Source organism: Variovorax sp. OK605, assembly GCF_900115445.1.
Classification (GTDB): Bacteria; Pseudomonadota; Gammaproteobacteria; order Burkholderiales; family Burkholderiaceae_C; genus Variovorax.
In genome coordinates this window covers 112,960-134,627 of sequence record NZ_FOWL01000008.1, presented here as the reverse complement: position 1 = coordinate 134,627, position 21,668 = coordinate 112,960, and the positions used below count along the sequence as shown (strand labels likewise).

The 21,668-nt window shown below is 69.5% G+C and carries 21 protein-coding genes; 1 reads left to right on the top strand and 20 read right to left on the bottom strand.

Translation table 11 applies throughout. From position 1 onward, the window contains the following. Positions 1–20: 20 nt before the first annotated feature. Positions 21–629, bottom strand: a complete 609-nt coding sequence (locus BM013_RS21485; protein WP_093129680.1) for a biliverdin-producing heme oxygenase — start codon at positions 627–629, stop codon at positions 21–23. Then, the gene (locus BM013_RS21480; protein ID WP_093129679.1) at positions 626–1,042 is read right to left on the bottom strand and encodes a response regulator; all 417 of its coding nucleotides are present in this window, start codon (positions 1,040–1,042) and stop codon (positions 626–628) included. The genes BM013_RS21485 and BM013_RS21480 overlap by 4 nt, the downstream gene beginning before the upstream one ends. A 242-nt stretch (positions 1,043–1,284) precedes the next feature. Between BM013_RS21480 and BM013_RS21475 the strand changes: the two genes are divergently transcribed. Further along, positions 1,285–2,034, top strand: a complete 750-nt coding sequence (locus BM013_RS21475; RefSeq protein ID WP_093129678.1) for a transporter substrate-binding domain-containing protein — start codon at positions 1,285–1,287, stop codon at positions 2,032–2,034. Between the two features lie 15 nt (positions 2,035–2,049). Here the strand turns inward: BM013_RS21475 and BM013_RS21470 are convergent, their stop codons facing one another. The 18 genes from BM013_RS21470 to BM013_RS21385 all read right to left on the bottom strand — a co-directional run bounded on the left by BM013_RS21470 (position 2,050) and on the right by BM013_RS21385 (position 21,613). Continuing rightward, on the bottom strand, positions 2,050–2,469 hold the full coding sequence (locus BM013_RS21470) for a hypothetical protein (RefSeq protein WP_093129945.1): 420 nt from the start codon (positions 2,467–2,469) through the stop codon (positions 2,050–2,052). A 79-nt stretch (positions 2,470–2,548) separates the two neighbouring features. Beyond that, a complete protein-coding gene (locus BM013_RS21465; RefSeq protein ID WP_093129677.1) occupies positions 2,549–4,795 on the bottom strand; it encodes a M1 family metallopeptidase in 2,247 nt (748 codons plus the stop codon). Between the two features lie 669 nt (positions 4,796–5,464). After that, positions 5,465–6,820 carry an MFS transporter gene (locus BM013_RS21460; RefSeq protein ID WP_093129676.1) on the bottom strand — a complete coding sequence of 452 codons (1,356 nt, stop codon included), beginning with the start codon at positions 6,818–6,820 and terminating at the stop codon, positions 5,465–5,467. 40 nt (positions 6,821–6,860) lie between these two features. Next, a complete protein-coding gene (locus tag BM013_RS21455) occupies positions 6,861–7,967 on the bottom strand; it encodes a porin (protein ID WP_093129675.1) in 1,107 nt (368 codons plus the stop codon). 43 nt (positions 7,968–8,010) lie between these two features. Beyond that, positions 8,011–8,979 (bottom strand): PDR/VanB family oxidoreductase, encoded by a 969-nt coding sequence (locus BM013_RS21450; protein ID WP_093129674.1) that lies wholly within the window; start codon positions 8,977–8,979, stop codon positions 8,011–8,013. Between the two features lie 18 nt (positions 8,980–8,997). Then, positions 8,998–10,053, bottom strand: a complete 1,056-nt coding sequence (locus BM013_RS21445) for an aromatic ring-hydroxylating oxygenase subunit alpha (protein ID WP_093129673.1) — start codon at positions 10,051–10,053, stop codon at positions 8,998–9,000. Positions 10,054–10,064: 11 nt separating this feature from the next. Beyond that, on the bottom strand, positions 10,065–10,286 hold the full coding sequence (locus BM013_RS21440; RefSeq protein WP_093129672.1) for a recombinase-like helix-turn-helix domain-containing protein: 222 nt from the start codon (positions 10,284–10,286) through the stop codon (positions 10,065–10,067). 31 nt (positions 10,287–10,317) lie between these two features. Continuing rightward, positions 10,318–11,484 carry an FAD-dependent monooxygenase gene (locus BM013_RS21435; RefSeq protein WP_093129671.1) on the bottom strand — a complete coding sequence of 389 codons (1,167 nt, stop codon included), beginning with the start codon at positions 11,482–11,484 and terminating at the stop codon, positions 10,318–10,320. Between the two features lie 30 nt (positions 11,485–11,514). After that, positions 11,515–12,510: a Bug family tripartite tricarboxylate transporter substrate binding protein gene (locus BM013_RS21430; RefSeq protein WP_093129944.1), complete on the bottom strand. Its 996-nt coding sequence runs from the start codon at positions 12,508–12,510 to the stop codon at positions 11,515–11,517. A 20-nt stretch (positions 12,511–12,530) separates the two neighbouring features. Then, complete coding sequence (locus BM013_RS21425) at positions 12,531–13,502, bottom strand: VOC family protein (protein ID WP_093129670.1); 972 nt, start codon at positions 13,500–13,502, stop codon at positions 12,531–12,533. A gap of 13 nt (positions 13,503–13,515) precedes the next feature. Continuing rightward, the gene (locus tag BM013_RS21420; protein WP_093129943.1) at positions 13,516–14,991 is read right to left on the bottom strand and encodes an aldehyde dehydrogenase; all 1,476 of its coding nucleotides are present in this window, start codon (positions 14,989–14,991) and stop codon (positions 13,516–13,518) included. Between the two features lie 34 nt (positions 14,992–15,025). Beyond that, positions 15,026–15,835: an aspartate dehydrogenase gene (locus BM013_RS21415; RefSeq protein WP_093129942.1), complete on the bottom strand. Its 810-nt coding sequence runs from the start codon at positions 15,833–15,835 to the stop codon at positions 15,026–15,028. An 18-nt stretch (positions 15,836–15,853) separates the two neighbouring features. Beyond that, positions 15,854–17,551, bottom strand: a complete 1,698-nt coding sequence (locus BM013_RS21410; RefSeq protein WP_093129669.1) for a thiamine pyrophosphate-binding protein — start codon at positions 17,549–17,551, stop codon at positions 15,854–15,856. Continuing rightward, on the bottom strand, positions 17,544–18,380 hold the full coding sequence (locus tag BM013_RS21405; RefSeq protein WP_093129668.1) for an SDR family oxidoreductase: 837 nt from the start codon (positions 18,378–18,380) through the stop codon (positions 17,544–17,546). The genes BM013_RS21410 and BM013_RS21405 overlap by 8 nt, the downstream gene beginning before the upstream one ends. Positions 18,381–18,446: 66 nt before the next feature. Next, positions 18,447–19,283 carry an IclR family transcriptional regulator gene (locus tag BM013_RS21400; RefSeq protein ID WP_093129667.1) on the bottom strand — a complete coding sequence of 279 codons (837 nt, stop codon included), beginning with the start codon at positions 19,281–19,283 and terminating at the stop codon, positions 18,447–18,449. A 39-nt stretch (positions 19,284–19,322) separates the two neighbouring features. Further along, entirely contained in the window at positions 19,323–20,198 is an 876-nt protein-coding gene (locus BM013_RS21395) for an alpha/beta fold hydrolase (protein ID WP_093129666.1), read from the bottom strand. Positions 20,199–20,209: 11 nt separating this feature from the next. After that, complete coding sequence (locus tag BM013_RS21390; RefSeq protein ID WP_093129665.1) at positions 20,210–20,758, bottom strand: cupin domain-containing protein; 549 nt, start codon at positions 20,756–20,758, stop codon at positions 20,210–20,212. A 39-nt stretch (positions 20,759–20,797) separates the two neighbouring features. After that, positions 20,798–21,613: an SDR family oxidoreductase gene (locus BM013_RS21385; RefSeq protein ID WP_093129664.1), complete on the bottom strand. Its 816-nt coding sequence runs from the start codon at positions 21,611–21,613 to the stop codon at positions 20,798–20,800. Positions 21,614–21,668 lie beyond the last annotated feature (55 nt).

Here is a 21,668-nt window from a genome sequence, read left to right as displayed (position 1 = left end):
CGGGCCAGCCATGGTGGGCCTCAGGCGCGCACGCCGAAGCGCGGCATCAGGGTTTCGAAGCCGGCCACCGCGCCGCGCCGGGCCGCGTCCACCGCGGCCGGGTCACGCAGCGCCGCGGCCAGCTGGGCGACGAAGTCCTTCCATTGCGCGGCCAGGCCTTCGGGCGCATCGACCGGCTGGAAATAGCGCATCGGATGCGGCGCCAGGCGCGGGCCCAGGCGCTTGTGCATGGCCGCGCCGCCGAGCTGCGAGCCCTCGAGCACATAGGCCAGGCCCCAGGCGAAAGCGGGGTCGCGCGCGCCGTCCGCCAGGCGATGGGCGTCGAGTGGCGCAAAGCTCGCTGCAGCCGGCGCCGCGCTGGCGTCTTCCAGGTCGAGCATGAGCGCGGCCAGCCGCCGCTCGGTGCGGCGCGCCACGCGGTCCAGGCCCGGGTCGCCAGCGCCGGCCAGCGCCTGCCGCACCGACTCCAGCCACGGCCGCAGCGCGCGCAGGTGCGCGGCATAGTCGGCCAACGAAGCATCCTCGCGGGCGATCGGCAATTGGCTGTCGAGCGCTTCGTGCAGCGCGTGGGTCGCGGTGCGCAACGGACGCAGCACGTCGGCAATGGAAGGAGCGGCCACGGCGCTCATGGTTCGATCGCCGCCAGCGGTTCGCCGCCGCGCTCGCGCGTCTGCGCGTCGAGGCCGGCGCACAGCGCGAAGAAGGCCTCGAGGTCGGCCGCCTTGTCGAACACGGCGTCGGCGCCCAGTTCGCGCGCCCAGTCGGCGATCTCGCCGGTTGCGTAGTTGGTCAGCACCACCACGCGCTGGCCCGGGCGGGACTTGCCGCAGCGCTTCACGATGCCCAGGCCCGAGCCTTCCTGCAGGAACAGGTCGACGACCAGCAGGTCCCAGGCGGCGGGGTTCTCCTCGAGCCAGGCGACGGCCTCGGCCTCGGTGGTGGCGGTGCCGATGAGGCGAATGTCGGCTTCGTCCTCCATGGCGGCGATCAGGTGGTGGCGGATGAGGGTGTTGTCTTCGACGAGGAAAGTGGAAAGCGGCACGGCTGCGAGTGGTCGGGTCGGTCGGGTCGATCGGATACGGTCTGTCGGATACGGTCTGCGAATGATCCAAGCCTACGCGAAGGCAGCGCGCGCGGCCGGTGGGCGCGATTCCCTACATCCGGTAGGAATTACGGCAAGCCGGCGACTTAAACTGGCGCCGGCCTGCCCTCCCGGGGCTCCGGCCTCCTCCCAATTCCGGTCTTCCCCCGCCTTTCAACGACGAACACCGACGAATGAACGCCATGACACAGCCTTCGACCCCCGTCTCCCCTGCCCTCGTCGCCGCCTTCGCCCCCTCCGGCACGCTGCGCGCCTCGATCAACCTCGGCAACCCGATCCTCGCCAACAAGGACGCCGCCACCGGCGAACCCGTGGGCGTGTCGATCGACCTGGCCCGCGAGTTCGCGCGGCGGCTCGGCGTGGGCGTCGAGCTGCTGCAGTTCGAGAAGGCGGCCGCCTCGGTCGATGCCGTGAAGAACGAGAGGGCCGACATCGGCTTCTTCGCCATCGACCCGGCGCGCAGCGAGGGCCTGCTGTTCACGGCGCCCTACGTGCTGATCGAGGGCAGCTACCTGGTGCCCGAGTCGTCGGCGCTCACGGACAACGCACAGATCGACGCGCAGGGCCACCGCATCTCGGTCGGCTCGGGCAGCGCCTACGACCTGTTCCTCACGCGCGAGATCAAGGCCGCCGAGATCGTCCGGCTGCAGGGCGCCGGCCCGGCGCTGGCGGCCCTGCGCTCGGGCGAGGTCGAGGTGGCGGCCGGCATCCGCCAGATGCTCGAGGGCGAAGCGCGGCGCGCGCCCGGCGTGCGCGTGCTGCCGGGGCGCTTCATGGTGATCCAGCAGGCCATGGGCACGCCGGCCAGCCGCGGCGCCGAAGCGCAGGCGCTGCTGGCGGCGTTCGTCGAGGAGATGAAGGCCAGCGGCTTCGTGGCCGACGCGCTGAAGCGCCACCGCATCGAGGGCGCGGGCGTGGCGCCCGCGGCCTGAAGCGCCAGCGGGAGCTCAGAGCTTGTACGCCTCCACCGGCCCCTGCGAATAGAACAGGAAGTAGCCGGTCGAGGTCTGGAAGCCGTTCTTGCGCCAGCCCGCCGGCACCTTGAAGATGCCGAGCTGCTCGCTCGCCACGCCGACGAACGCGGTGTTCTCCTTGTCGGTGGTGATGCGGCTCCAGCGCTCGCGCGTCACGGGCTGCATCTGCATCTTGGGTTCGCTCCAGTCGGCGGTGCGCACCTTGTCGCGCATCACGTAGCGGCCGCCCTGCCGCTCGATCTTGATGAGCTCCTTGAGCGCGCCGTTCTGCTTCACGGCGTAGACGCCGACCAGGTCGGCCTCGGGCTCGCCGCGCGCGCCGCAGCCGGCGAGCGCGGCGGCAATCGCGGCGGCAACGGCCGCCGCCGCCAGCCATTGGATGGAAATTTTCATGGTGATGAATCCGGTGATCGTGGGAGGACGAGGCGCGCACCGCCCCTGACGCAGCGGCGCGCGCCCGCTCATTCGAGACTCAACGCTTCTCGTTGTCGCGCAGCTTCATGCTGCCCTGGAAGCGCAGCGCATGCGGGTACGCGTCCTTCTCGGCGCCAGTGGCCACCGCGGCCATCTTCTGCTCGCTCACCTGCGTCTTGGCCAGCAGCGGCGCCGGCAGGTTCACCACGCCCTTGATCTGGTCGTACTGCGCCTGCGTGATGCGGCCCACGCCCAGCAGCCGGAACGCGTCGCGCTCGATGTTCAGCAGCAGCGGCTTGTTGCCCGCCAGGCTGGTCGCGTTGGCCAGCAGCGCGCTCCATGACGGCGCGCTGTAGTTGGTCACGTAGTAGTCCTGACCGGTCGGCCCGGCCAGCACCGCGGTGCAGCCCGGCAGCTCCACCTGCGTGCTGTTGTTCGACATCACGAAGGTGGTGCGCTGCGCCAGCGCGTCGCCGTAGGCCAGCGTGACCGGAAGGGTCCACGTCGAGGCCGGGAACTGGTTCTGGTTGGGGAACGACTCCTGCGTGATGTTCACGTAGGTGCGGTCGCCGGCGCATTGCGCGTCCACCGTGAGCAGCGCAATGCCGGTCTGGCGGATCAGGCTGTCGCCGATGTCGCCCACCTTCTTGCCGCCGCTGGCCTTCTCCAGCGAGCTCCACAGGCGCGACGGCGTGACGTTGCCGAACGCGTAGTCCTTCAGGTAGATCTGCAGGCCCTTCTGCATCGCCTCCTCGCCGATGTAGTTCTGGATGGTCTCCAGCACGTGGCTGCCCTTGTTGTAGACGAAGATCGACGGGCTGATGAAGCCGAACGCGCCCGCGTCGTTGAGGTTGCGCTGCACCGGCACGGCCGTGCTCTTCAGGTCGGCCACGATCACGTTGTGCTTGTCGAGCACGTAGTCGGAGAAGCTGTAGTACTCGGGGTGGAACTTGATCGTGGTGCGCCGTTCGAACCAGCGCGCGAACGACTCGTTGAGCCACACGTTGTCCCACCAGTCGAGCGTGACCAGGTCGCCGAACCACTGGTGCGCCACCTCGTGCGTGACCACCGTCACCGAGTACAGCGTGGGCGTGTCGCCCGGCTTGGTGAGCACCGCGTCGGCGAACTCGAAGATCGAGCCCCAGTTCTCCATGCCGCCGAAGCCGGTGTTGGGCTTGTTGTCGTAGCTGTCGTTGGCCGCCACGGTGTCGAACTTCTTGAACGGCAGCGGGATGCCGGTGTACTTGTAGTAGTAGTCCATCGACACCTTGGTCCACTCCATCGCGAACTTGGCCCAGTCGGAGCGCCCCGGCGGCGTGAACCAGCGCAGCGGCATGTCGCTGCCGTCCAGCGGGTTCTTGAAGGTGTCGGCCAGCACGTCGAACTTGCCGCCGCCGAAGAAGGTGAGGTACATCGGCATCGACGGCGTCTTCTCGAACGCCACGCGCTGGTAGCCGTCGGGCAGCTTCACCGCCTCGGTCTGCGCGCCGTTGGACACCGTCTTCCAGTCGCCCGGCACCTCGGCCGAGATCTCGAAGGTGTGGCGAAACGCCGGCTCGTCCCAGCCCGGGAACCATTGCCGCGCGTAGTTGGTTTCGCCCTGCGTCACGATGGCGTCGCTGCTCACGCCTTCGGGCGTGGACAGGCCCACCTTGAAGATGCCGGTGGCGGCCGAGCAGAACGGGTTGCGCGCCACTTCGGCCGGCGGGCAGTACTCCGCGTCGGAGAACTGGATCTTGCCGTCCCACTCCATGTGCAGCAGGTACTTGCCCTTGGCGATCTGGCCGTCGTTCAGCCGCAGCTGCACGAAGTCGCCCAGCGTCTGCGGCGTGGGAATGAGAGCGATCGCCTCGCCGGGGTTCGACACCTTGCGCAGCGTGGTGCGGCCCTTGGCGAAGTTCAGGTTGTGCGCGGCCACCACGATGGCGTCGACCGGCTTGAGCACCTCGATCTCCACGTCGCCGCGGCCCGTGAAGGTCTTGAGCGCCGCATCGGGGCGGAACCACAGCTTGTAGTTGCTGGGCCAGACGGTGTCGGGCAGCTCCATCGGCCTGGCCGAGCGGTCGACCGCGGCCACTGCCGAGCCGGCCGCCGAGGGCACGCCGTCGTCGGGCGACTTCTTGGTGACGTCCGACGACGGCGCGAAGGCCACCGTGTCTGACGGCGCGCCGAGCGCGACGCCACCGCCGCCGAGCGACGCGCCGCCGCCGCTGTCTCCACCGCCGCCGCAAGCCGTCAGCACGGCAAGGGTCACCGCGGTGATGGCAAGATGATTGAAAGCCACGGGTGCACTGAATTTTTTCATGATCGCCTCTGGGTACTCTTGGTAAGAACATGCGCCGTACCGCATGCGCCGGCGGATAGCCGTCGATGCGCGTGACGCGCGCGTGGGGTGAAGAACAACCGACAGGAAGCAGGCAACACAGCGCCCTCCCGGCGAACCATCGGTTCGTCAGGACAACACGGTCGCCCGGGTGTCACCGCTGCAATTCAGGCGGTCCCAGGATGCGCGGCGCGAGCGGCGCCATGCCCGTCGTCATGCGGGGTCTCGAAGAAGCGGAGAGCGGGGAGCGGGGGTGCTGGCTCAGCGCCCGCGCAGAAGCACGCAGCGTTGCCGCGGCGGCATGCGGGCAGTGATGGAAACGGTGCGGGGCCCGATGTGTTTCATCGCGGCCATGGCAAGAATTTCTGCGGCTCTTGTCGTTGGTTTCACGCGCATTCCCTCGTCCATTGAAGTGCGCCAGTTTTAGCTGAACGATTGCGTCAGCTCAACGAATCGCGGAACTTTTCTCTCTCAAAATGTTCGCGTGCCATAGCCCGAATGGCGTCATGCGATGCAGCGCATGCCATGCCTTACGAAGATGGTTCTGCCGCCGAAACACCTGCTCACGCAGGTGATGAAAATCGGCTGCATTCAATGTGACCGGGAGGCCACAGTCCCCGTGCAGTACGAAGGTACAAGCCCTTCGGATGGCTATGAAAGCTGTGAACCAGAGACCGCGGCGGCACCGCGCGAGCGGTCGCGCAACCACAGCATGAGACCGCAGAAGAACACCACCACCTGCGTGCCGATGAGCAACGCGAAGCCCGCGAAAAACCCCGATGCGGAAGCGGCCGAAGTCACCGCACCACTCGCAGCACCCGCAGCACCCGCAGCACCCGCAGCACCCGCAGCGCCGGAGCCATGCGACACCGCCGCGATCACGCCGCCCATCAGCGCCGGCATGAAGCCCGCCACCAGGCTGCCCGCGCCGTTGGTCACGCCGAACGCGCTGGCCGTGTGCTCGGGCCGCGAGCAGTACTGCACCGTGCTCGGGATGGCCGGGCTCTGCAGGCCCCAGAAGAAGTTGGCCGCCACCAGGCAGCACGCCGCCGCGTACGGGTCGCGTGCGTTGATGGCCATCAGCACCGACAGCGCCACGCCCACGCTCGCGCCCATGAAGATGAAGGGCACGCGCTCGCGCCCGACCTTGTCGATCAGCACGCCGCCCACGAACACCGCGAGCACCGTGGCGTACTGCGGCAGCGAGGCCAGCCAGCCCATCTCGCGCAGCGAGAAGCCGCGCGCCTCGCGCAGGTAGGTCGGCAGCCAGTTGCTGCTGCCCCAGAGGTAGGCCAGCGCGGCCGAGGTCAGCAGCGTGATGAGGAACAGGTGCCGCGTGTGCAGCGCGCCGCGCACGATGCCGCCCACGCGCGCCATCGCCTCGCCGAACGACGAGGGCTTCTTGCCGTCGGCGTGCGTGGGCGGCATGCGCACGAAGGCCAGCACCAACGGAATGCCCAGCGCGATGTTCATGACGCCGAGCACGTGGAACGAGGTGTCCCAGGCGAACTGCGTGAGCAGGTAGCCCACCAGCGGATAGCCCACCGCCAGGCCCAGCCCGGTGCCCATGTTCACGAAGGCGTTGGGCTTGCCGTTCTCGTCGCTGCGGAAATGCGCCTTGATGTAGGCCGAGGCCAGCGAGAACAGCGGCCCTTCGGACACGCCCAGCAGGATGCGCGAGGCCAGCAGCATGCCGTAGCTGTGGAACACGGGCGAGGCCCAGGTCACCACGCCCCACAGGACGAGCCCGTACACCAGGCTGCGCCGCACGCCGAACAGCGCCGAGCAGAACGGCGTGAGCACGAAGGCCGACACGCCGTAGCCCAGCATGAAGGCGGTGGCCAGGAAGCCCTGGCCCACGCGGTCGTCCGCCGCGAGGCCCACGTGCGCCAGGAACGCCTTGTCGGTGATGAGCACCGCGATGTTGATGCGGTCCACGTAGGAGATCGCGACGATCACGAACAGCGTGATGACGCCGTACCAACGAAAGTTCTTGCTGCTCTGCATGGCGTGTCCTGCGGGTGTGGGGTGATGGGCGCCGGGCGTCCTAGAACGCGTGGCGCATGCCGAACTCGGCGCCGCTGGAGGCGTGGTTCGCCGCGGTGATCGCGCCCGACAGGCTCGCCGACGCGCCGTTGCTGTTGGTGATGCGCGCGATGGTGGCGTACAGCGCGGTGCGCCTGGAGAGGTTGTGCACGTAGCCGATGGCCAGCTTCGACGACGTGGGCTTGAGCAGCGCGCCGGCCGGCTCGACCCGGTAGCGCGCATACGAGGCCTTGATCTCGCCGGGCCCGACGGGCAGCTGGAAGCCGATGAGCGCGCCCTTGGCGTCGGTGCTGCCCTTCGACTCCTTGTACAGCTCGCTCGTGAGCTTGAGGTTCATGAGCGATGCGTCGAAGGTGTAGGCCGCGCCCAGGTTGGTCACGCGCAGGTCGCCGCTCGCATAGCGCGTGCGGCCGGTGGCCAGCGCGATGTTGAGCCCGCCGCTCTGGTAGCCGAAGCGCGCGCCGGTGTGGTCGCCGTCGTGCCGGTTCGGCACCAGCGTGTTGGGCAGCACCGAGTTGGAGTCGTTCTCGCCCATGGCGTACATCACCTGCCCGTAGAAGCCGCCGAGGCTGGCCGGCAGCAGGTAGCCGATGCTGTTCGAGGCGCGCGTGCCGGTGGGCGCGACCAGCCCGCCCAGGCCCGAGAAATAGATCTGGTTGGCGCCGATGCCGCTGCCCGTGCCGAAGGGGTCGAAGATGGCCGTGTTCCAGAAGGCCGGCACGTAGTCGCGGCCCAGCCGCACTTCGCCGAAGGCGCCCGCCAGGCTCACGGTGGAGCGGCGGTTGAAGCTCAGCACGCCCGCGGTGCCGTTGCCGCTGGCCTGGTTGTTCGAGTTCGAGGGAAAGCCGGCGGCGTTGTCGTTCTGCAGGCCCATCTCGAGCCAGAAGTTGGCGGAGTAGCCGCCGCCCAGGTCCTCGGTGCCGCGAAAGCCCAGGCGGCTGAACATGTTGCCGCTGTTGGTGAGCTGCGTCTTGTGGGCCGAACCGTCGCCGCTGCCCTTGGCGTAGGTGACGGCGGCGTCGACCACGCCGAACAGCGTGAGGGAAGATTGGGCCAGCGCTCCGCCAGCCGCGCTGATCGAAACCAGCGTGAGCAAGTACTTTTTCATGGAATGTCTCGGGGGGTTCTTCTTCTGGCCGGAGGCCTTGGGTTCAGATGTCGAGCACCAGCCGCGCGCCCTTGCAGCGCGAGACGCAGATCATCATGGTCTTGTTGGACGCACGCTCGATCTTGGTGAGGATGCCGTCATGGTGGTCGATCTCGCCTTCGAGCACAGAGGTTTCGCAGGCGCCGCACACGCCTTCCTTGCAGCTGTGGTCGGGGTTGAGACCGGCGTCGATCAGGCTGTCGAGGATCGACTTGCCCGCGGGCACCTCGACGCTCTTGCCGCTCTTGGCGCACTCGACCACGCAGCTCTGCGTGGCGCTCGGCGCCTCCACATGCACCGCGGCGAAGCGCTCGATGTGCGCGTTGGCATAGCCGAGCTGCTCGCAGCTCTTCTCGAAGGCGTCGAGCATCGGCGTGGGGCCGCAGCAGTAGTAGTGGCTGTCGGCGCCCTTGCCCGCGAGCAGGCCGGCCAGGTCGGGCGGCGCGCCCTTCTCTTCGTCGAAGTGCCAGGTGAGCTGCACCGACTTTTCCCTGGCCAGCGCGTCGATGGCTTCGCAGAACGCCGCCTCTTTGCGCGTGCGTGCGCAATAGAGGATTTCGACCGGCTTGCCCAGCGCCACCAGCCGCTGCAGCATGCACCAGATGGGCGTCACGCCGATGCCGCCGGCCACCAGCACCGAGCGCGCGGCGCCCTCTTCCAGCTTGAAGTTGTTGCGCGGCGCCGAGATGGGCAGCGTCATGCCCACGCGCAGCTGCTGGTGCACGTAGCGCGAGCCGCCGCGGCTCTTGCGGTCGTTGAGCACGCCCACCACGTAGCGCTGGCGGTCGCTCGAAGGGTTGCACAGCGAGTAGCTGCGCACCAGCCCGTTGGGCAGGTGCAGGTCGATGTGGGAGCCGGCCTCGAAGGCGGGGAAGTCCACGGCCGGCGTGGCCGGTCGGAACTCGACGCTCACGATGCCGTCGGCCTCGTAGCGCATGGTGTGCACGAGTGCGTTCAGCGTGGGGGAAGACATGGCTGCGCTCGCTCCCGCTCAGGCCGTGGCGGCCTCGGCCGTCTTGCTCTCTTCAGCCAACTGCGCCACCGCCAGGTTGCGCATGTGGCGGCGCAGCCGAACGATGCCCAGGTCGTGCTGGTACAGGTTCTCGTGCTGGTTGGCGTCGGCCTCCATCTCCTCGAGCATCACGCGGTCCTGCTCCAGCACATGCCAGTGGCGCGCCTCGAGGCGGTTCCTGTACAGGAAGCGCCAGGTGTCGCGCTGCCAGTCCTTGGGCAGCTTGCGCACGCGCCAGAAGAAGGTGGCCGTCATGCCCTTCACCATGGGCGAGAAGGCGCCGATGATGATGAAGTTGCCGCCGGGGCCGCCCGTCTTGGGGTACGGGATTTCCAGGCGCATCCAGTGCATGCCGGTGTCGGCCCACTCGGTCCAGTCGAAGTTGACGTTGCGCTGGCCTTCCTTCTCGAACACGAAGCCGATGTCGGTCTGGCGAATGCCGAACTTGGCGCTGGAGTCGCCCTCGGCCATCGAGTGCGACTGCTTGTGCAGGTAGGTGCCGTGCATCGGGTCCATCACGTTGTCCAGCACGTAGCGGTAGTCGCCCTTCCACTCGGTGTAGCAGAGGAAGGACGCGTACTCGGCGTCGTCGGTGAGCTGCTCGGGCAGCACCAGCGGCGGCGGCACGTCGACCGATTCCTTCGAGTTGTAGAGGAACACGGCGCCCGCGCGCTCCTGCACATGAAAGTGCCGCGTGGCCTGCGAGCCCTCGAGCTTGCAGCCGGGGCTGCCGGGCACGCGCGTGACCACGCCGTCGTGGCGCACTTCGACGCCGTGGTACGGGCACGAGAGCCGGTCGCCGAGCACCACGCCCTGCGACAGCGGTGCGCCGCGGTGCGGGCAGCGGTCTTCCAGCGCATGCAGCACGCCTTCGCCGTCGCGCCACAGCGCGAGCTTGCGGCCGAGGCGGCGCAGGGAGATGGGGTTCTCCTTGATGAAGTGCGAGGGGCAGATGGGGTACCAGAGGTCCTTCAGGCCGATCTCGAGCAGATGGTCGACCGGGTCGGCCGCGGCGGGGTGAATGGCGATGGTCATGGGGGTTCCTCTCAGCCGGCCAGCGTGGCCATTTCCTTGCGGTACAGCGCCTCGGTCCACGGCTGGCCGCCGGGGGTGGCCAGGCCGCTGTCGTTCAGGCGCTGCACCAGGCCCGGCAGGTCGTGGATGCCGTCGCCAAAGGCGCGCTCGATCACATCGCCCAGCAGGTCTTCGTAGGTGGTCGCGGGGCGCTGGCGCGCCTGGTGCGGTTGCAGGTAGCGGTCTTGTTGCATCGTGTGCCTCCGTGGGGTGAGGTGAAAGGGATCAGGCAGCCGCTTCGGCGGCCAAGGCCGGTGCGCCCAGCGGCGCGGTCCAGGCGTCGTAGGCGTAGACCCAGTCGGCGTTGCCGCCTTCGCGCAGCCAGTTGTTGCCGCGCGAACCGAGCTGCACCTGGCTGGCGCGCTCGATGCGTGCCCGCTCGAAGCCCTGCAGCGCGGCCGGCACATCGGCCAGCGCCACGCCGTCGAGATGGCGCGACAGCACCACCGCGTCTTCGATGGCCATGCCGGCGCCCTGCGCCATGAAGGGCAGCATCGGGTGCGCGGCGTCGCCCAGCAGCGCCATGCGGCCTCGTGCCCAGGCGGGCATCGGGTCGCGCTCGTACAGCGCGGTCTTCAGCACCGTGTCGCAGGCGTCGAGCAAGGCGCGCGCTTCGGGGTGGTAGGCCACGTACTGCTCGCGCAGTTCGTCCACGCTGCCCGGCGCGGTCCACGACTCGAGGTGCCAGGTGTCCTGCGGCGTGGTGGCGAAAATGAAGATGTCCTTGCCGCGGTTCAGCGGGAAAGTGACGATCTGGCTCTGCGGGTTCGGGCCCCACCACTTGGTGAAGGCGCCCAGGTTGGGCACGCCGGCCACGCGCTCGGCGGGCACCACGGCGCGGTAGGCCACGATGCCGGTGAAGCGCGGGCTCTCGGCACCGAACATGGCCGTGCGCACGCACGAGTGGATGCCGTCGGCGCCGATGAGCGCGCCCACGCGGGCGCTGGTGCCGTCGGTGAAGGCGATGGTCACGCCCGTGTCGTCGGGCGCGATGGTCTCGGCGCGCTTGCCCAGCGCCACCTGCTCCGCCGGGAACATCTCGGCCAGTGCGGCCAGCAGGTCGGCGCGGTGAATGGTGAGCTGCGGCGCACCGTAGCGCTGCTCGGCCGAATCGGCCATTTCCAGGCGCGAGGTTTCCTCGCCGGTGTCGTAGGTGCGGCTGATGCGGTGCGACGGGCGCGCCGCGGTCACGCGGGCGGCCTCGCCCACGCCGAGGCCGTCGAGAGCGCGCACCGCGTTGGGCGTGAGGTTGATGTCGGCGCCGACGCGGGCGAACTGCTTCGCCTGTTCGAACACGATCACGTCGTGGCCGGCGCGGCGCAGCGCAATGGCTGCCACCAGGCCGCCGATGCCGGCGCCCACGATGCCGATGGTGGATTCGCTTGTCTTCATGGAGAGGCTTTCCTTGCGCGTTGGGCCGGCTTACTCGGCCACGATGTTGCGGGCCTTGATGATCCTGGCCCACACGGCCGTTTCATCGCGGATGTAGGCGGCGAACTCGGCCGGCTTCATGGCCGCGTCAGCCATGCCCTGCACCTTCAGGCGCTCGCGCACGTCGGGCTGCGAGAGCATCTCGGCCGCGTCCTTGGCCAGTTGCTCGACCACCGCGGGCGGCGTGCCCCTGGGCGCCATCAGGCCGTACCACGAGGTGACGGTCACGCCCTGGATGCCCTGCTCCGCCAGCGTCGGAATGTCGGGTGCGGCGGCGCTGCGCTTGGCTTCGGTCACGCCGATGGCCACCAGCTTGCCTTGCTTCAGGAACGGCAGCGTCGCGGGCAGGTTGCTGAACATCAGCGGCACCGAGCCGCCCAGCACGTCGTTGAGCGCGGGCGCCGTGCCCTTGTAGGGCACGTGCAGCATGTCGATGCCGGCCTGCTGCTTGAACAGCTCGCCCGCCAGGTGCAGGCCGCTGCCCACGCCCGGCGAGGCGTACGACAGCGTGTTGGGCTTGGCCTTGGCCTGCGCCACCAGCTCCTTGGCGTTCTTGATGCCCGAGGCCGGCGAGGCCACCAGCACGTTGGGTGCCTTGGCCAGCATGGTGATGGGCACGAAGTCCTTCGCCATGTCGAAAGGGAAGTTGGGCATCAGCGTCGGGTTGATGGTGACGTTGCCCGCCGGAATCACCAGCAGCGTGTGGCCGTCGCCCTTGGCGCGCTTGACCTTGTCCATGCCGATGTTGCCGGCCGCGCCCACCTGGTTGTCGACCACGGCCGCCTGGCCGTAGCGCTTGGTCAGGCCTTCGGACAGCACGCGGGCCAGCGTGTCGACCGGGCCGCCGGGCGGGAACGGCGAGATGATGGTGAAGCGCTCGCTGGCGAGCTGCTTCTGCGCATCGCTCTGCTGCGCGTGCACCGGCGCGGCCAGGGTGAAGGCCGCGAGGGCGGCGAACAGAACGGAAAAGGAGAAACGTCTTTGCATGGTGGTGGTCGTCGTGAACTTCATTTCTTCTCGGTCAGGAAAGCACCTTTCGGGCCTTCGGCGTTCTTCTGGCGGCGCGTGTGGCCGTCGAGGCCGCCGTCGACGGCCCATTCGGCGAACACCGTGGGGCCGGGCTCGAATTCGCGCGGCTGCCAGTCGGCGGTGAGCTGGTCTTCGTCGGCGTAGTACTCGATGAGGCCGCCGGCCGGGTTCTTGAAGTACCAGAAGTACGCGGACGACACCGGGTGGCGGCCCGGGCCCAGCTGGGTTTCCCAGCCGCGGCGCGAGAAGTGCAGCCCGCCGCCGAACACCTCGTGGATGTCGCGCACGGTGAAGGCCACGTGGTTGAGCCCGCGCTTGCCCGAAGGAATCTGCAGCAGGAACAGGTCGTGGTGGCCGCCCTCGTCCGCGCAGCGCATGAAGGCGCCGCGGTTCGGGTAGCTGTCGGACGCGACGAAGCCGAAGCGCTGCGCGTAGAACGCGCTGGTGGTCTTCACGTCGTTCACGAAGAACACCACGTGGCCCACCTCGATGGGCGTGGCGCGCTCGTAGATGGGCGCGGCCTGGTTCACGCGCGGCTTGGCGTTCCAGGTGTTCATGGCGCCGCAGTCGACCTGCACCGCGTGCTTGCGGCTCACCTGCAGGCGCACGGCCAGGCCGTTGGGGTCGGTGCAGCCGATGCGGCGCGCGCCGTCGACGGTGGCGTCGAAGAAGGCCGGGTCTTGCGCGATGGCCGCGGCGTAGCGTTCGAGGTCGGCCTCGCTTTCCACGCCCCACACCACTTCGCGCAGCGTCGGGCCCTCTTCCATCGCGGGCGGCAGGCCCGGCTTGTCCAACGCCGCAACGACCACCTTGCAGCCGTTGAGGCATTCGAAGACGAGTTCGTCGGCGGCCTGCGACTTCAGTGCGAGGCCCCAGTCCTCGAAGAACTGGCGGCAGGCGGGCAGGTCGTCCGCGCCGTAGGTGATCTGGTCGATGCCAAGTACGCTCATGGTGCGCTCCTCTTCAGTTCGCCCACGGGAGCGGTTGTTCGTTGGTGCCCCAGTACATGCTCTTCTGCTCCATGTACTGGAAGATGCCTTCGCGGCCCTTCTCGCGGCCCAGGCCGCTGTCGCGCCAGCCGCCGAACGGCGTGGACACGGAGAACTGCTTGTAGGTGTTGACCCAGACGGTGCCGGCCTGCACCGCGCGGCCCAGCTTCCAGGCGCGCTTGAAGTCGCGGCTCCACACACCGGCGGCCAATGCATAGACGCTGTCGTTGGCCTGCGCGATGAGTTCTTCCTCGTTGTCGAAGGGCATCGCGACCAGCACCGGGCCGAAGATTTCTTCCTGGCTGATGCGCGCGCTGTTGGTCAGGCCTTCGATGATGGTCGGCTTGTAGAAATAGCCGTTGTCGTAGCCCGCGCCGTGCGGGCGCACGCCGCCCGTGCGAATCCTGCCGCCTTCGGACACGCCGAGGTCCACGTAGCGCTCGATGCCTTCGCGGTGCTTCGCCGTGATGAGCGGGCCCATCTGCGTGCGCTCCGAAGCCGGGTCGCCCACGCGCAGTGCGTTGGCGCCTTCGGCCAGCCGCGTGAGGAACTCGTCGTAGATGCCGCGCGCCACGAACAGGCGCGAGCCCGCAATGCACGACTCGCCCGACGAACTGAAGATGCCGTACAGCACGCCGTTCACCGCATGGTCGAGGTCGGCGTCGTCCAGCACCATGGTGGGCGACTTGCCGCCCAGCTCCAGCGACACCGGCATCATCTTGTCGGCCGCGATGTGGGCGATGTGCCTGCCGGTGGTGGTGCCGCCGGTGAACGACACGCGCTTGACCAGCGGGTGCTTGGTGATGGCGTCGCCGATGACCGAGCCCTTGCCCGGCAGCACGCTCACGATGCCCTTGGGCACGCCGGCCAGCTCGCAGATGCGGGCCAGTTCCAGCGCCATCAGCGGCGTGACTTCGGCGGGCTTCACGACCACCGCGTTGCCCGCGGCCAGCGCGGGCGCCAGCTTCTGCGCCTCGCTGGCAATGGGCGAGTTCCACGGCGTGATGGCCGCGACCACGCCCATGGGCTCGTGCACGCTCATCGTGACGAACGCGCCGCGCGACGGCGTGATGGTTTCCTCGAGCGTTTCGAGCGCGGCGGCGAAGAACTGGAAGGTGGCCGCGGCGCTGGCCACGAGGTTGCGTGTTTCGGTGATGGGCTTGCCGTTGTCCAGGCGCTGCTTCTGCGCGAGCGGCTCGCCCTCTTCGCGGATCAGCTGCGCCACGCGGTGCAGCACGGCGGCGCGCTCGTGCGGCAGGCGCTGGGCCCAGCCGCTGGTGCGGAAGGCGTGGTCGGCGCGGGTGATGGCCTCTTCCACGTCGGCGAGGCTCGCGGCCTTCAGGCGCGCGATGGGCTCGCCCGTGGCGGGGTACAGGCTTTCGTAGACGTCGCCGCCGCCCAGGCGCCATTCGCCGGCAATGCAGATCGGAAGGAGTTCGGAAGAAATCATCATGGGGGTGACTCGAAAGCTCAGGTTCGAACGCTCAGATGGCGAGCGCGGCCACGCGGTTGCGCAGCGCACGCACGGCGCTGTACACGGTCAGCGCGGAGGTCTTGGGGTTGGCCGCGAGCGGCTTGTTGCGCATCGTCAGCTCGAAGCTGCCGAAGGCGCCCTCGGCTTCGACGGTGTGCACGTTCTCGGCGGTGGCGGGGTCGGCAATGAGGCGCACCAGGGTCTTGTCGAGCCCCAGGCCCGCGAGCGACACGGTGGCCGCGACGTTGGCGTTCTTCGGATACAGCAAGGCCGCCTCGCGCGCGCTGCCTTCGAAGATCACGGTTTCCTTCGACAGCGCGTCGAGGTCGCGGCCCTGTTCGGCCGGCGTGCCCTTCCAGGCCTGCGGCGGCTTGCGGCCGGTGTAGCGCACGCTGTCGAGGCCGCCGATGCGGGCCGCGGCGAGCGCGTCGATGGCACCGATGGCGCCTGGAATCAGCTGCACCTGCGTGCGGCCGGCCACGGCGGCGGCCTCGAGCTTCTCCGCGAAGCCGGCGGCCGACAGCGCGCCGACCGAGGCGACCACGCAGGGCGTGCCGCGTGCCAGCGCGGGCAGCACATGCTGCTCGATGGCGGCATGGCCGGCGGTCTCCACCACGAGGTCGATGCCATCGGCGGGCACGGCGCTGCCCACGTGCGCGTCGGGTGCGACCTCCCGCACGGCCTGCTGCGCGGCGGCGATGGCTTCGGCGGGCACGACGACGGCCACCACCTTCAGGGCGGCATCGCCGCGGAGCAGTTCGAGCACCGAGGTGCCGATGGCTCCGCAGCCGACGAGTGCGATGCGCGTGAGTGCGGTCATGGAACGGGCTTCGCTCACTTACTTCGCCGTGCCGAGCGCCGGAATCTGCGTGACCGTGTTGGTCGGCGGCCCGGCAAAGGTGGTCTTGAAGCTGCCGATCGACAGCATGTCGATCTCCAGCAGGAACGGGCCTTCGGCCGCCAGCGCTTCGCCCAGGCGCCGCGGCAGGTCGGCCAGGTCCTGCACGCGGGCGTGCGGCAGCGCGAGCGACTTGCACAGCAGGTCGTAGTCGGGCGTGTGCAGCTCGGCATAGCACTGGCGGCCGCCGTACTGCGCGTCCTGGATGTTCTTGATGACGCCGTAGCTCTTGTCGTTCATGAGCACGATCACCATGGGCGCCTTCTCCTGCACCATGCAAGCCAGCTCGCCCAGGTTCAGGATGAAGCCACCGTCGCCAGCCAGGCAGAAGGTCTTGCGGCCCGAGCCGGTCACCGCCGCGCCGATGGCCGCGCCGATGGCCATGGGCATGCCCTGGCCGATGCCGCCGCCCGTGGCGTGCACGCCGGCGCTCGGCTCGAACACGCGCAGCTCGCGGTTGCCCCAGGTGCTGTTGGACACGGTCACGTCGCGCACCCAGTTGAAGTTGCGCCCGGCCACCGACTGCAGCTGGCGCACGAGTTCGGCGTACGGGCCGAGGCCGTCGCGCAGCGAGGCCACCGCCTGGTCGTGCGCGGCGCGCAGGTCGACCAGCAGCTGCGGGTCGGCCTTGTACTTTGCGGCTTCGAGGCGGTCGGCCAGGCCGTCGAGGGCCAGCGCGGAATCGCCGCAGACGAAGGCTTCTGAGGCGTAGCAGCGGCCTTCGGCGGCGGCGTCGGCATCGATGCGGTACAGCGTGCGGGGCAGCTTCAGCTCGTACTTGAGCGTCTCGTTGCCGCGCAGGCGCGAACCGACCACGAGCATGGCGTCGCAGGTCTGGTACAGGGCCTCGACCGGCTTCTGGATGTTGTAGGCGCCGAGCGAGCCCGCGTCGTCCTCGGGCACCGTGCCACGGCCCTGCGTGGTGGTGACGACACCGAAGCCGAGCTTCTGCAGGCGCTGGATGGCGCCGCGCGCATGGCGGGCACCGCCGCCGACCCACAGCATCGGGCGCCTGGCGCCGGCCAGGCGCGCGGCCAAAGCGTCGAGCGCGGCGGCCGACGGCACGGGGCGTTCGATGGGCAGCGGCGAGAGGTCGGCCGGCATGGTCGTCAGCGCCGACTGGATGTCGATCGGAATCTCCACGCTGACCGGGCCGGTCGGCGCGGTCAGCGCGAGCTGCACCGCGCGCTTGAGCGTGCCGAGCACCGTCTCCACGCTGCGCACGCGCAGCGCGGCCTTGGACACGGCCTTGAGCATGGTGAGCTGGTCGGGTGCCTCGTGGATGTACGACATGCCCTTGTCCAGGTACGGCGTCTCGATCTGCCCGGTGATGTGCAGCAGCGGCGCGCCGGCCGTCAGGGCCTCGACCATGCTGCCCGCGATGTTGCCGGCGGCCGGGCCGGTGCTGGTGATGCACACGCCCAGGCTGGCGGTGGAGCGTGCGTAGGCGTCGGCCATGTTGCCCGCGCCGGCCTCGCCGCGCGCCGAGATGAAGCGCACCGTGCCGCGCTGCGCGAAGGCATCGAGGATGGGCATGTTGTGGATCGAGATCACGCCGAAGGCTGCCTTGACGCCGCACTGCTCGAGAAAGGCGGCGACGACGGCGCCGACGGTGACGGTGTGGGTGGGGTTATGCATGGCGCGAGAGGCCTCCGGAAATGTCGATGTGGGAGCCCGTCGTATAGGACGCGAGCGGTGAAGCAAGAAAAAGGACGGCGCGCGCGGCTTCGCTCGGAAGCCCCAGGCGCGCCAGCGGAATGTGTTTGTTCTTCGCGAGCTGGCCGCTCCAGGCGGCCCAGTCGAGCGACTTGTCCTCGCGCGCCTCGAAGCGGCGGCGCCACTGGCCCGACTCGACCAGCCCGATCAGGATGCCGTTGACGCGCACGCCCTGCGGCGCGAACTCGGTGGCCATGGAGCGCACCAGGTTCAGCAAGCCGGCGCGCGCGGCCGAGGTGGCGACCATGTGCGGCTCGGGCTGGCGTGCCAGCAGCGAGTTGGCGCAGACGATGGACGCGTCGCCCAGCGCCGTGCGCTGCGCCGCCAGTTGCGGCAGGAAGGCGCGCGTGGGGTTGATCACCGAGAAGAACTTCAGGTTGAGCTCTTCGGTCCAGGCCGCGTCGTCGGTGTCGGCGAAGGTGGAGACACGGCCCTGCCCGGCGTTGTTGATGAGCATCGAAGCCGGGCCGAGCGCCGCTTCGCTGGCGGCGGCGAAGGCGCGCACCGAGCCGGCGTCGAGCACGTCGCAGGGCTGCGAGAAGAGCTTGGCATTCGGCTGCTGCTTGCGCAGGCCGGCCACGGCCGCGTCGAGCCGCTCGGCGTTGCGCCCGCACAGCGCCACCGAGGCGCCGCAGCCCAGCAGCAGCTCGACGGTGGCCAGGCCGATGCCCGACGAGCCGCCGGTGACCACGGCCACGCGGCCCGCGAGGGCGTCCGCGGCGAAGAAGGTGGTGGGGGTGCGCCTGGTCATGTCGGTTGCCGGTGTCGTCGGAGTCATCGGTGTGGTGGGTGTCGTCGGTGTCGTGTGTCGTCGATGTCAGGCGCTGCGCAGCGGCACCACCTTGGCGGTGCGCGCGGGCGAGTAGTTCAGCAGGCCCGAGATCTCGTCGGCGGTGCCGCGCACGCGCTGCACCATCTCGTCCATGCGGCTCTCCTCGATGTGGCCGGCGGTGACGGTGGCGCCCAGCGCCGCCACGATGTGGCCGCTGTGGTCGCGCACCGGCGCGGCGATGCTGGAGATGTTCGATTCGAAGAAGCCCTCGCCCAGCACATAGCCGCGCTGGCGGTCGGCCTGCACCATGTCGAAGAGTTCGTTCACGGTCTTGGGCGTGCTCGGCGAGAAGGTCTCGAGCTTGTCCTCGGGGTAGAGCGCGCGCAGCTGCGGCAGCGTGAGGTCCTCGAGCAGGATGCGGCCCAGCACCGTGGCGTGGGCCGGCAGGCGCGTGCCCACGCTGACCGAGCTGGCGAAGGGCGTGGGCGGTGCCACCTTGGCCACGTAGACGATGGAGCGGCCGTCGCGCACCACCAGGTTGCAGGGCGTGCGCAGCTCTTCGCACAGGCGGTTGAGCAGCGGCGTGCCGAGCTGCGTGAGCTCCAGCGACGCGAGGTACTCGAAGCCCAGGCGCAGCACGGCCATGCCCAGGCGGTAGTCGCGCCCGCCCTCGGTGCGCTCCAGGAAGCCCATGTTCTCCAGCGTGGTGAGCAGGCGAAACACGGTGGAGCGCGGCAGGTCGAAGCGGCGCGCCAGCTCGGGCGCGGAGAGCGTGCGGTTCTCGCGGCTGAACTCGCACAGCACGCGCAGGCCGCGCTCCAGCGCGGGCACGTTGTAGCGGTCGGCGCCCTCTTCCATCACTTCGTTGTCGTTGGTGGCCATGCCTGTTGTTTCCTTGGATCTCTGTATTCGTTTGCGGGGTCAGCCGGCGAGCGATTCGCGCAGCAGCGTGGCGACGGCCTGCGGTTGCTCCACATAGCCGGCGTGCCCCGCATCGTCCAACAATTCGAGCGGCACGCCGCACCGGCGCGCGACCTCCGCGCACGCCGCCGGCGGCGTGACCACGTCGAGCGTGCCGCAGGCCACGCGCACCGGCATGGGCGGCGGCAGGTCGGCCAGCAGGTCGGCGTTGCACAGCAGTTCGACGGCCTGGCGGTAGCCGTGGTCGTTCAGGCGCGCCATGTTCCAGCGCACCCACTGGCGGGCATGGTCGCTGGCCTTGTCGGACACCAGCCGGCCCGCGCGCTTCGCGGCCATGCCGGCGATGCCGAGTTCGTCGAGCGTGGCCAGGCGCTCGGTGCGGACCTTGGCGCGGGCCTCGGCACGCTCGGGCGCGCCGTAGCCGACGGCCGGGCTCACGAGCACGAGGCGGCGGATGCGCTTGTCGGTGCACGCGGCTGATGCGGCCGATGCGGCCGATGCGGCCGTGATCGCGCCGAGCGAGTGGCCGACGAGCACGCACGAATCGATACCGAGCGCGTCGAGCAAGGCGCCCAGGCGCTTCGCATAGTCAGTTGCGGAAGGCGCTGCACTGTCGAGCGGCGTCGATTCGCCGTAGCCCGGCGCGTCCCATGCGATCAGGCGGGCCTGCGACGCCAGCAGCGCGGCGGTGTCGAGCCACGACGCCGCGCCCGAGCCGATGCCGTGCAGGCACACGACCACCGGGCCCTGGCCGCATTCGCGCACCGACACCACGGCACCGCCGCCCACGGCCACATTGCGGGCCGGAAAGCGGGCGTCGAGCCGTGCCAGCTCGGAGGCCGGCAGCGCCGGTGCCTGGGTGTCGAGGGTGCTCATGGCGTGGCCGCTCAGCGCTTGATCCTGGCCAGCGGGTGATCGGCCGGATAGGTCGGCGTCACCGGCTTCTTCGCGCCGAGCATCACGCACATCAGCGCGTCTTCGTCGCCGATGTTGATCTCTTCGCGGTACACGCCGGGCGGCACCGAGATCAGGTCGCGGTCGGTCATGATGGTCTCGAAGCGCTCGCCGTCCTTCTCGATCACCACCTTGAGCTTGCCGCGGATCAGGAAGAACACTTCTTCCACGTCGGTGTGCAGGTGCGGCGGGCCTTCATGGCCGGCGGGAATCACCATCGTGGAGAAGGTGAAGTGCTCGGCGGCAACCGTGTTGACGTCCTTCGCGACGCCGGTGCCGCCGGTGCCCACGTAGCGCATCTGCGCGCGGCGGAACTTGGGGTCGAAGTCGGACTGGAACTTCAGCGCGTCCCAGTCGTACTTGCGGGTTTCGTAGCGCGCGATGCGGGTGTTCATCCACTCCGCGAGGCTCGAACCTTCGGGCTGCGCCAGCGTGGTGGCGGGCGCATCGGTGATCTTTTGCTGTTCGGACAGATCGCTCATCGGGAAACTCCTTGGTCGGAAAAGTGGTTGTCGGCGGGGTCAGTGCATCGCGAAGCCGCCGTTGACGGCCAGCAACTGGCCCGTCACGAAGCGCGCGAGGCCGGACAGCAGGAACAGGGTGGCGCCGCACACGTCGGCGGCCTGCTGCTCGCGCGGGATGGCGCGGCCTTCGAGGTATTTCTGGTGGCGCGCCATCGGCACGTACTCGGTGGCCTCGACCAGCGTGAGGCCCGGCGCCACGGCGTTGACGGTGATGTTGTCGCCGCCCCATTCGCGCGCCAGCGAGCGCGTCAGGGAAATGACGGCGCCCTTGCTCGACGCATAGGCCAGCAGGTTGGGCGCGCCCCACAGCGCGGTGTCGGACGCGAGGTTGACCACGGCGCCGCGGCCGCTCTCGGCCAGCGCGCCGCGGCAGGCGCGGCCCATGAGCCAGCTGCCGCGCACGTTGACGTTCATCACGCGGTCCCACATGTCGACCTCGAGCTGGTGCGCGTCGCGCCCGCCCGAGTTGGTGATGGCGGCGTTGTTGACCAGGCCGTCGAGGCCGCCGAGCAGGCGGATGGCTTCGCCGGCGCAGGCCACGATGGCGTCGGGGTTCGACAGGTCGACGGGCAGCGCGTGGGCCGTGTGGCCCTGGCCGCGCAATGCGCGGGCCTCGGTGTCGGCCAGCTCGCCGAGGATGTCGGCCAGCACCACGCTGGCGCCCGCCGCCGCGATGCACTGCGCGAAGGCCAGGCCCAAGCCGCGCGCACCGCCGGTCACGAGGATGCGGCGGCCGGCCAGCAGGTTGGCGGGCAGTTCGGCCAGCAGCGCCTGCAGGCTCGACGGGTCGGGAATGGCTTTGAGGTCGGTCATGGCGGATGTGCGGGATGCGGGGGGTGCGGTGCGGCGTGGTGCGGTTCGGTTCGGG

Excerpts from the sequence above, each read along its gene's own strand:
- BM013_RS21385 (WP_093129664.1), bottom strand. The coding sequence starts at position 21,613 with ATGACCGACCTCAAAGCCATTCCCGACCCGTCGAGCCTGCAGGCGCTG.
- BM013_RS21425 (WP_093129670.1), bottom strand. The coding sequence starts at position 13,502 with ATGAGCGTACTTGGCATCGACCAGATCACCTACGGCGCGGACGACCTG.
- BM013_RS21465 (WP_093129677.1), bottom strand. The coding sequence starts at position 4,795 with ATGAAAAAATTCAGTGCACCCGTGGCTTTCAATCATCTTGCCATCACC.
- BM013_RS21430 (WP_093129944.1), bottom strand. The coding sequence starts at position 12,510 with ATGCAAAGACGTTTCTCCTTTTCCGTTCTGTTCGCCGCCCTCGCGGCC.
- BM013_RS21485 (WP_093129680.1), bottom strand. The coding sequence starts at position 629 with ATGAGCGCCGTGGCCGCTCCTTCCATTGCCGACGTGCTGCGTCCGTTG.
- BM013_RS21475 (WP_093129678.1), top strand. The coding sequence starts at position 1,285 with ATGACACAGCCTTCGACCCCCGTCTCCCCTGCCCTCGTCGCCGCCTTC.
- BM013_RS21420 (WP_093129943.1), bottom strand. The coding sequence starts at position 14,991 with ATGATTTCTTCCGAACTCCTTCCGATCTGCATTGCCGGCGAATGGCGC.
- BM013_RS21415 (WP_093129942.1), bottom strand. The coding sequence starts at position 15,835 with ATGACCGCACTCACGCGCATCGCACTCGTCGGCTGCGGAGCCATCGGC.
- BM013_RS21390 (WP_093129665.1), bottom strand. The coding sequence starts at position 20,758 with ATGAGCGATCTGTCCGAACAGCAAAAGATCACCGATGCGCCCGCCACC.
- BM013_RS21410 (WP_093129669.1), bottom strand. The coding sequence starts at position 17,551 with ATGCATAACCCCACCCACACCGTCACCGTCGGCGCCGTCGTCGCCGCC.
- BM013_RS21470 (WP_093129945.1), bottom strand. The coding sequence starts at position 2,469 with ATGAAAATTTCCATCCAATGGCTGGCGGCGGCGGCCGTTGCCGCCGCG.
- BM013_RS21400 (WP_093129667.1), bottom strand. The coding sequence starts at position 19,283 with ATGGCCACCAACGACAACGAAGTGATGGAAGAGGGCGCCGACCGCTAC.
- BM013_RS21395 (WP_093129666.1), bottom strand. The coding sequence starts at position 20,198 with ATGAGCACCCTCGACACCCAGGCACCGGCGCTGCCGGCCTCCGAGCTG.
- BM013_RS21455 (WP_093129675.1), bottom strand. The coding sequence starts at position 7,967 with ATGAAAAAGTACTTGCTCACGCTGGTTTCGATCAGCGCGGCTGGCGGA.
- BM013_RS21440 (WP_093129672.1), bottom strand. The coding sequence starts at position 10,286 with ATGCAACAAGACCGCTACCTGCAACCGCACCAGGCGCGCCAGCGCCCC.
- BM013_RS21435 (WP_093129671.1), bottom strand. The coding sequence starts at position 11,484 with ATGAAGACAAGCGAATCCACCATCGGCATCGTGGGCGCCGGCATCGGC.
- BM013_RS21450 (WP_093129674.1), bottom strand. The coding sequence starts at position 8,979 with ATGTCTTCCCCCACGCTGAACGCACTCGTGCACACCATGCGCTACGAG.
- BM013_RS21460 (WP_093129676.1), bottom strand. The coding sequence starts at position 6,820 with ATGCAGAGCAGCAAGAACTTTCGTTGGTACGGCGTCATCACGCTGTTC.
- BM013_RS21445 (WP_093129673.1), bottom strand. The coding sequence starts at position 10,053 with ATGACCATCGCCATTCACCCCGCCGCGGCCGACCCGGTCGACCATCTG.
- BM013_RS21405 (WP_093129668.1), bottom strand. The coding sequence starts at position 18,380 with ATGACCAGGCGCACCCCCACCACCTTCTTCGCCGCGGACGCCCTCGCG.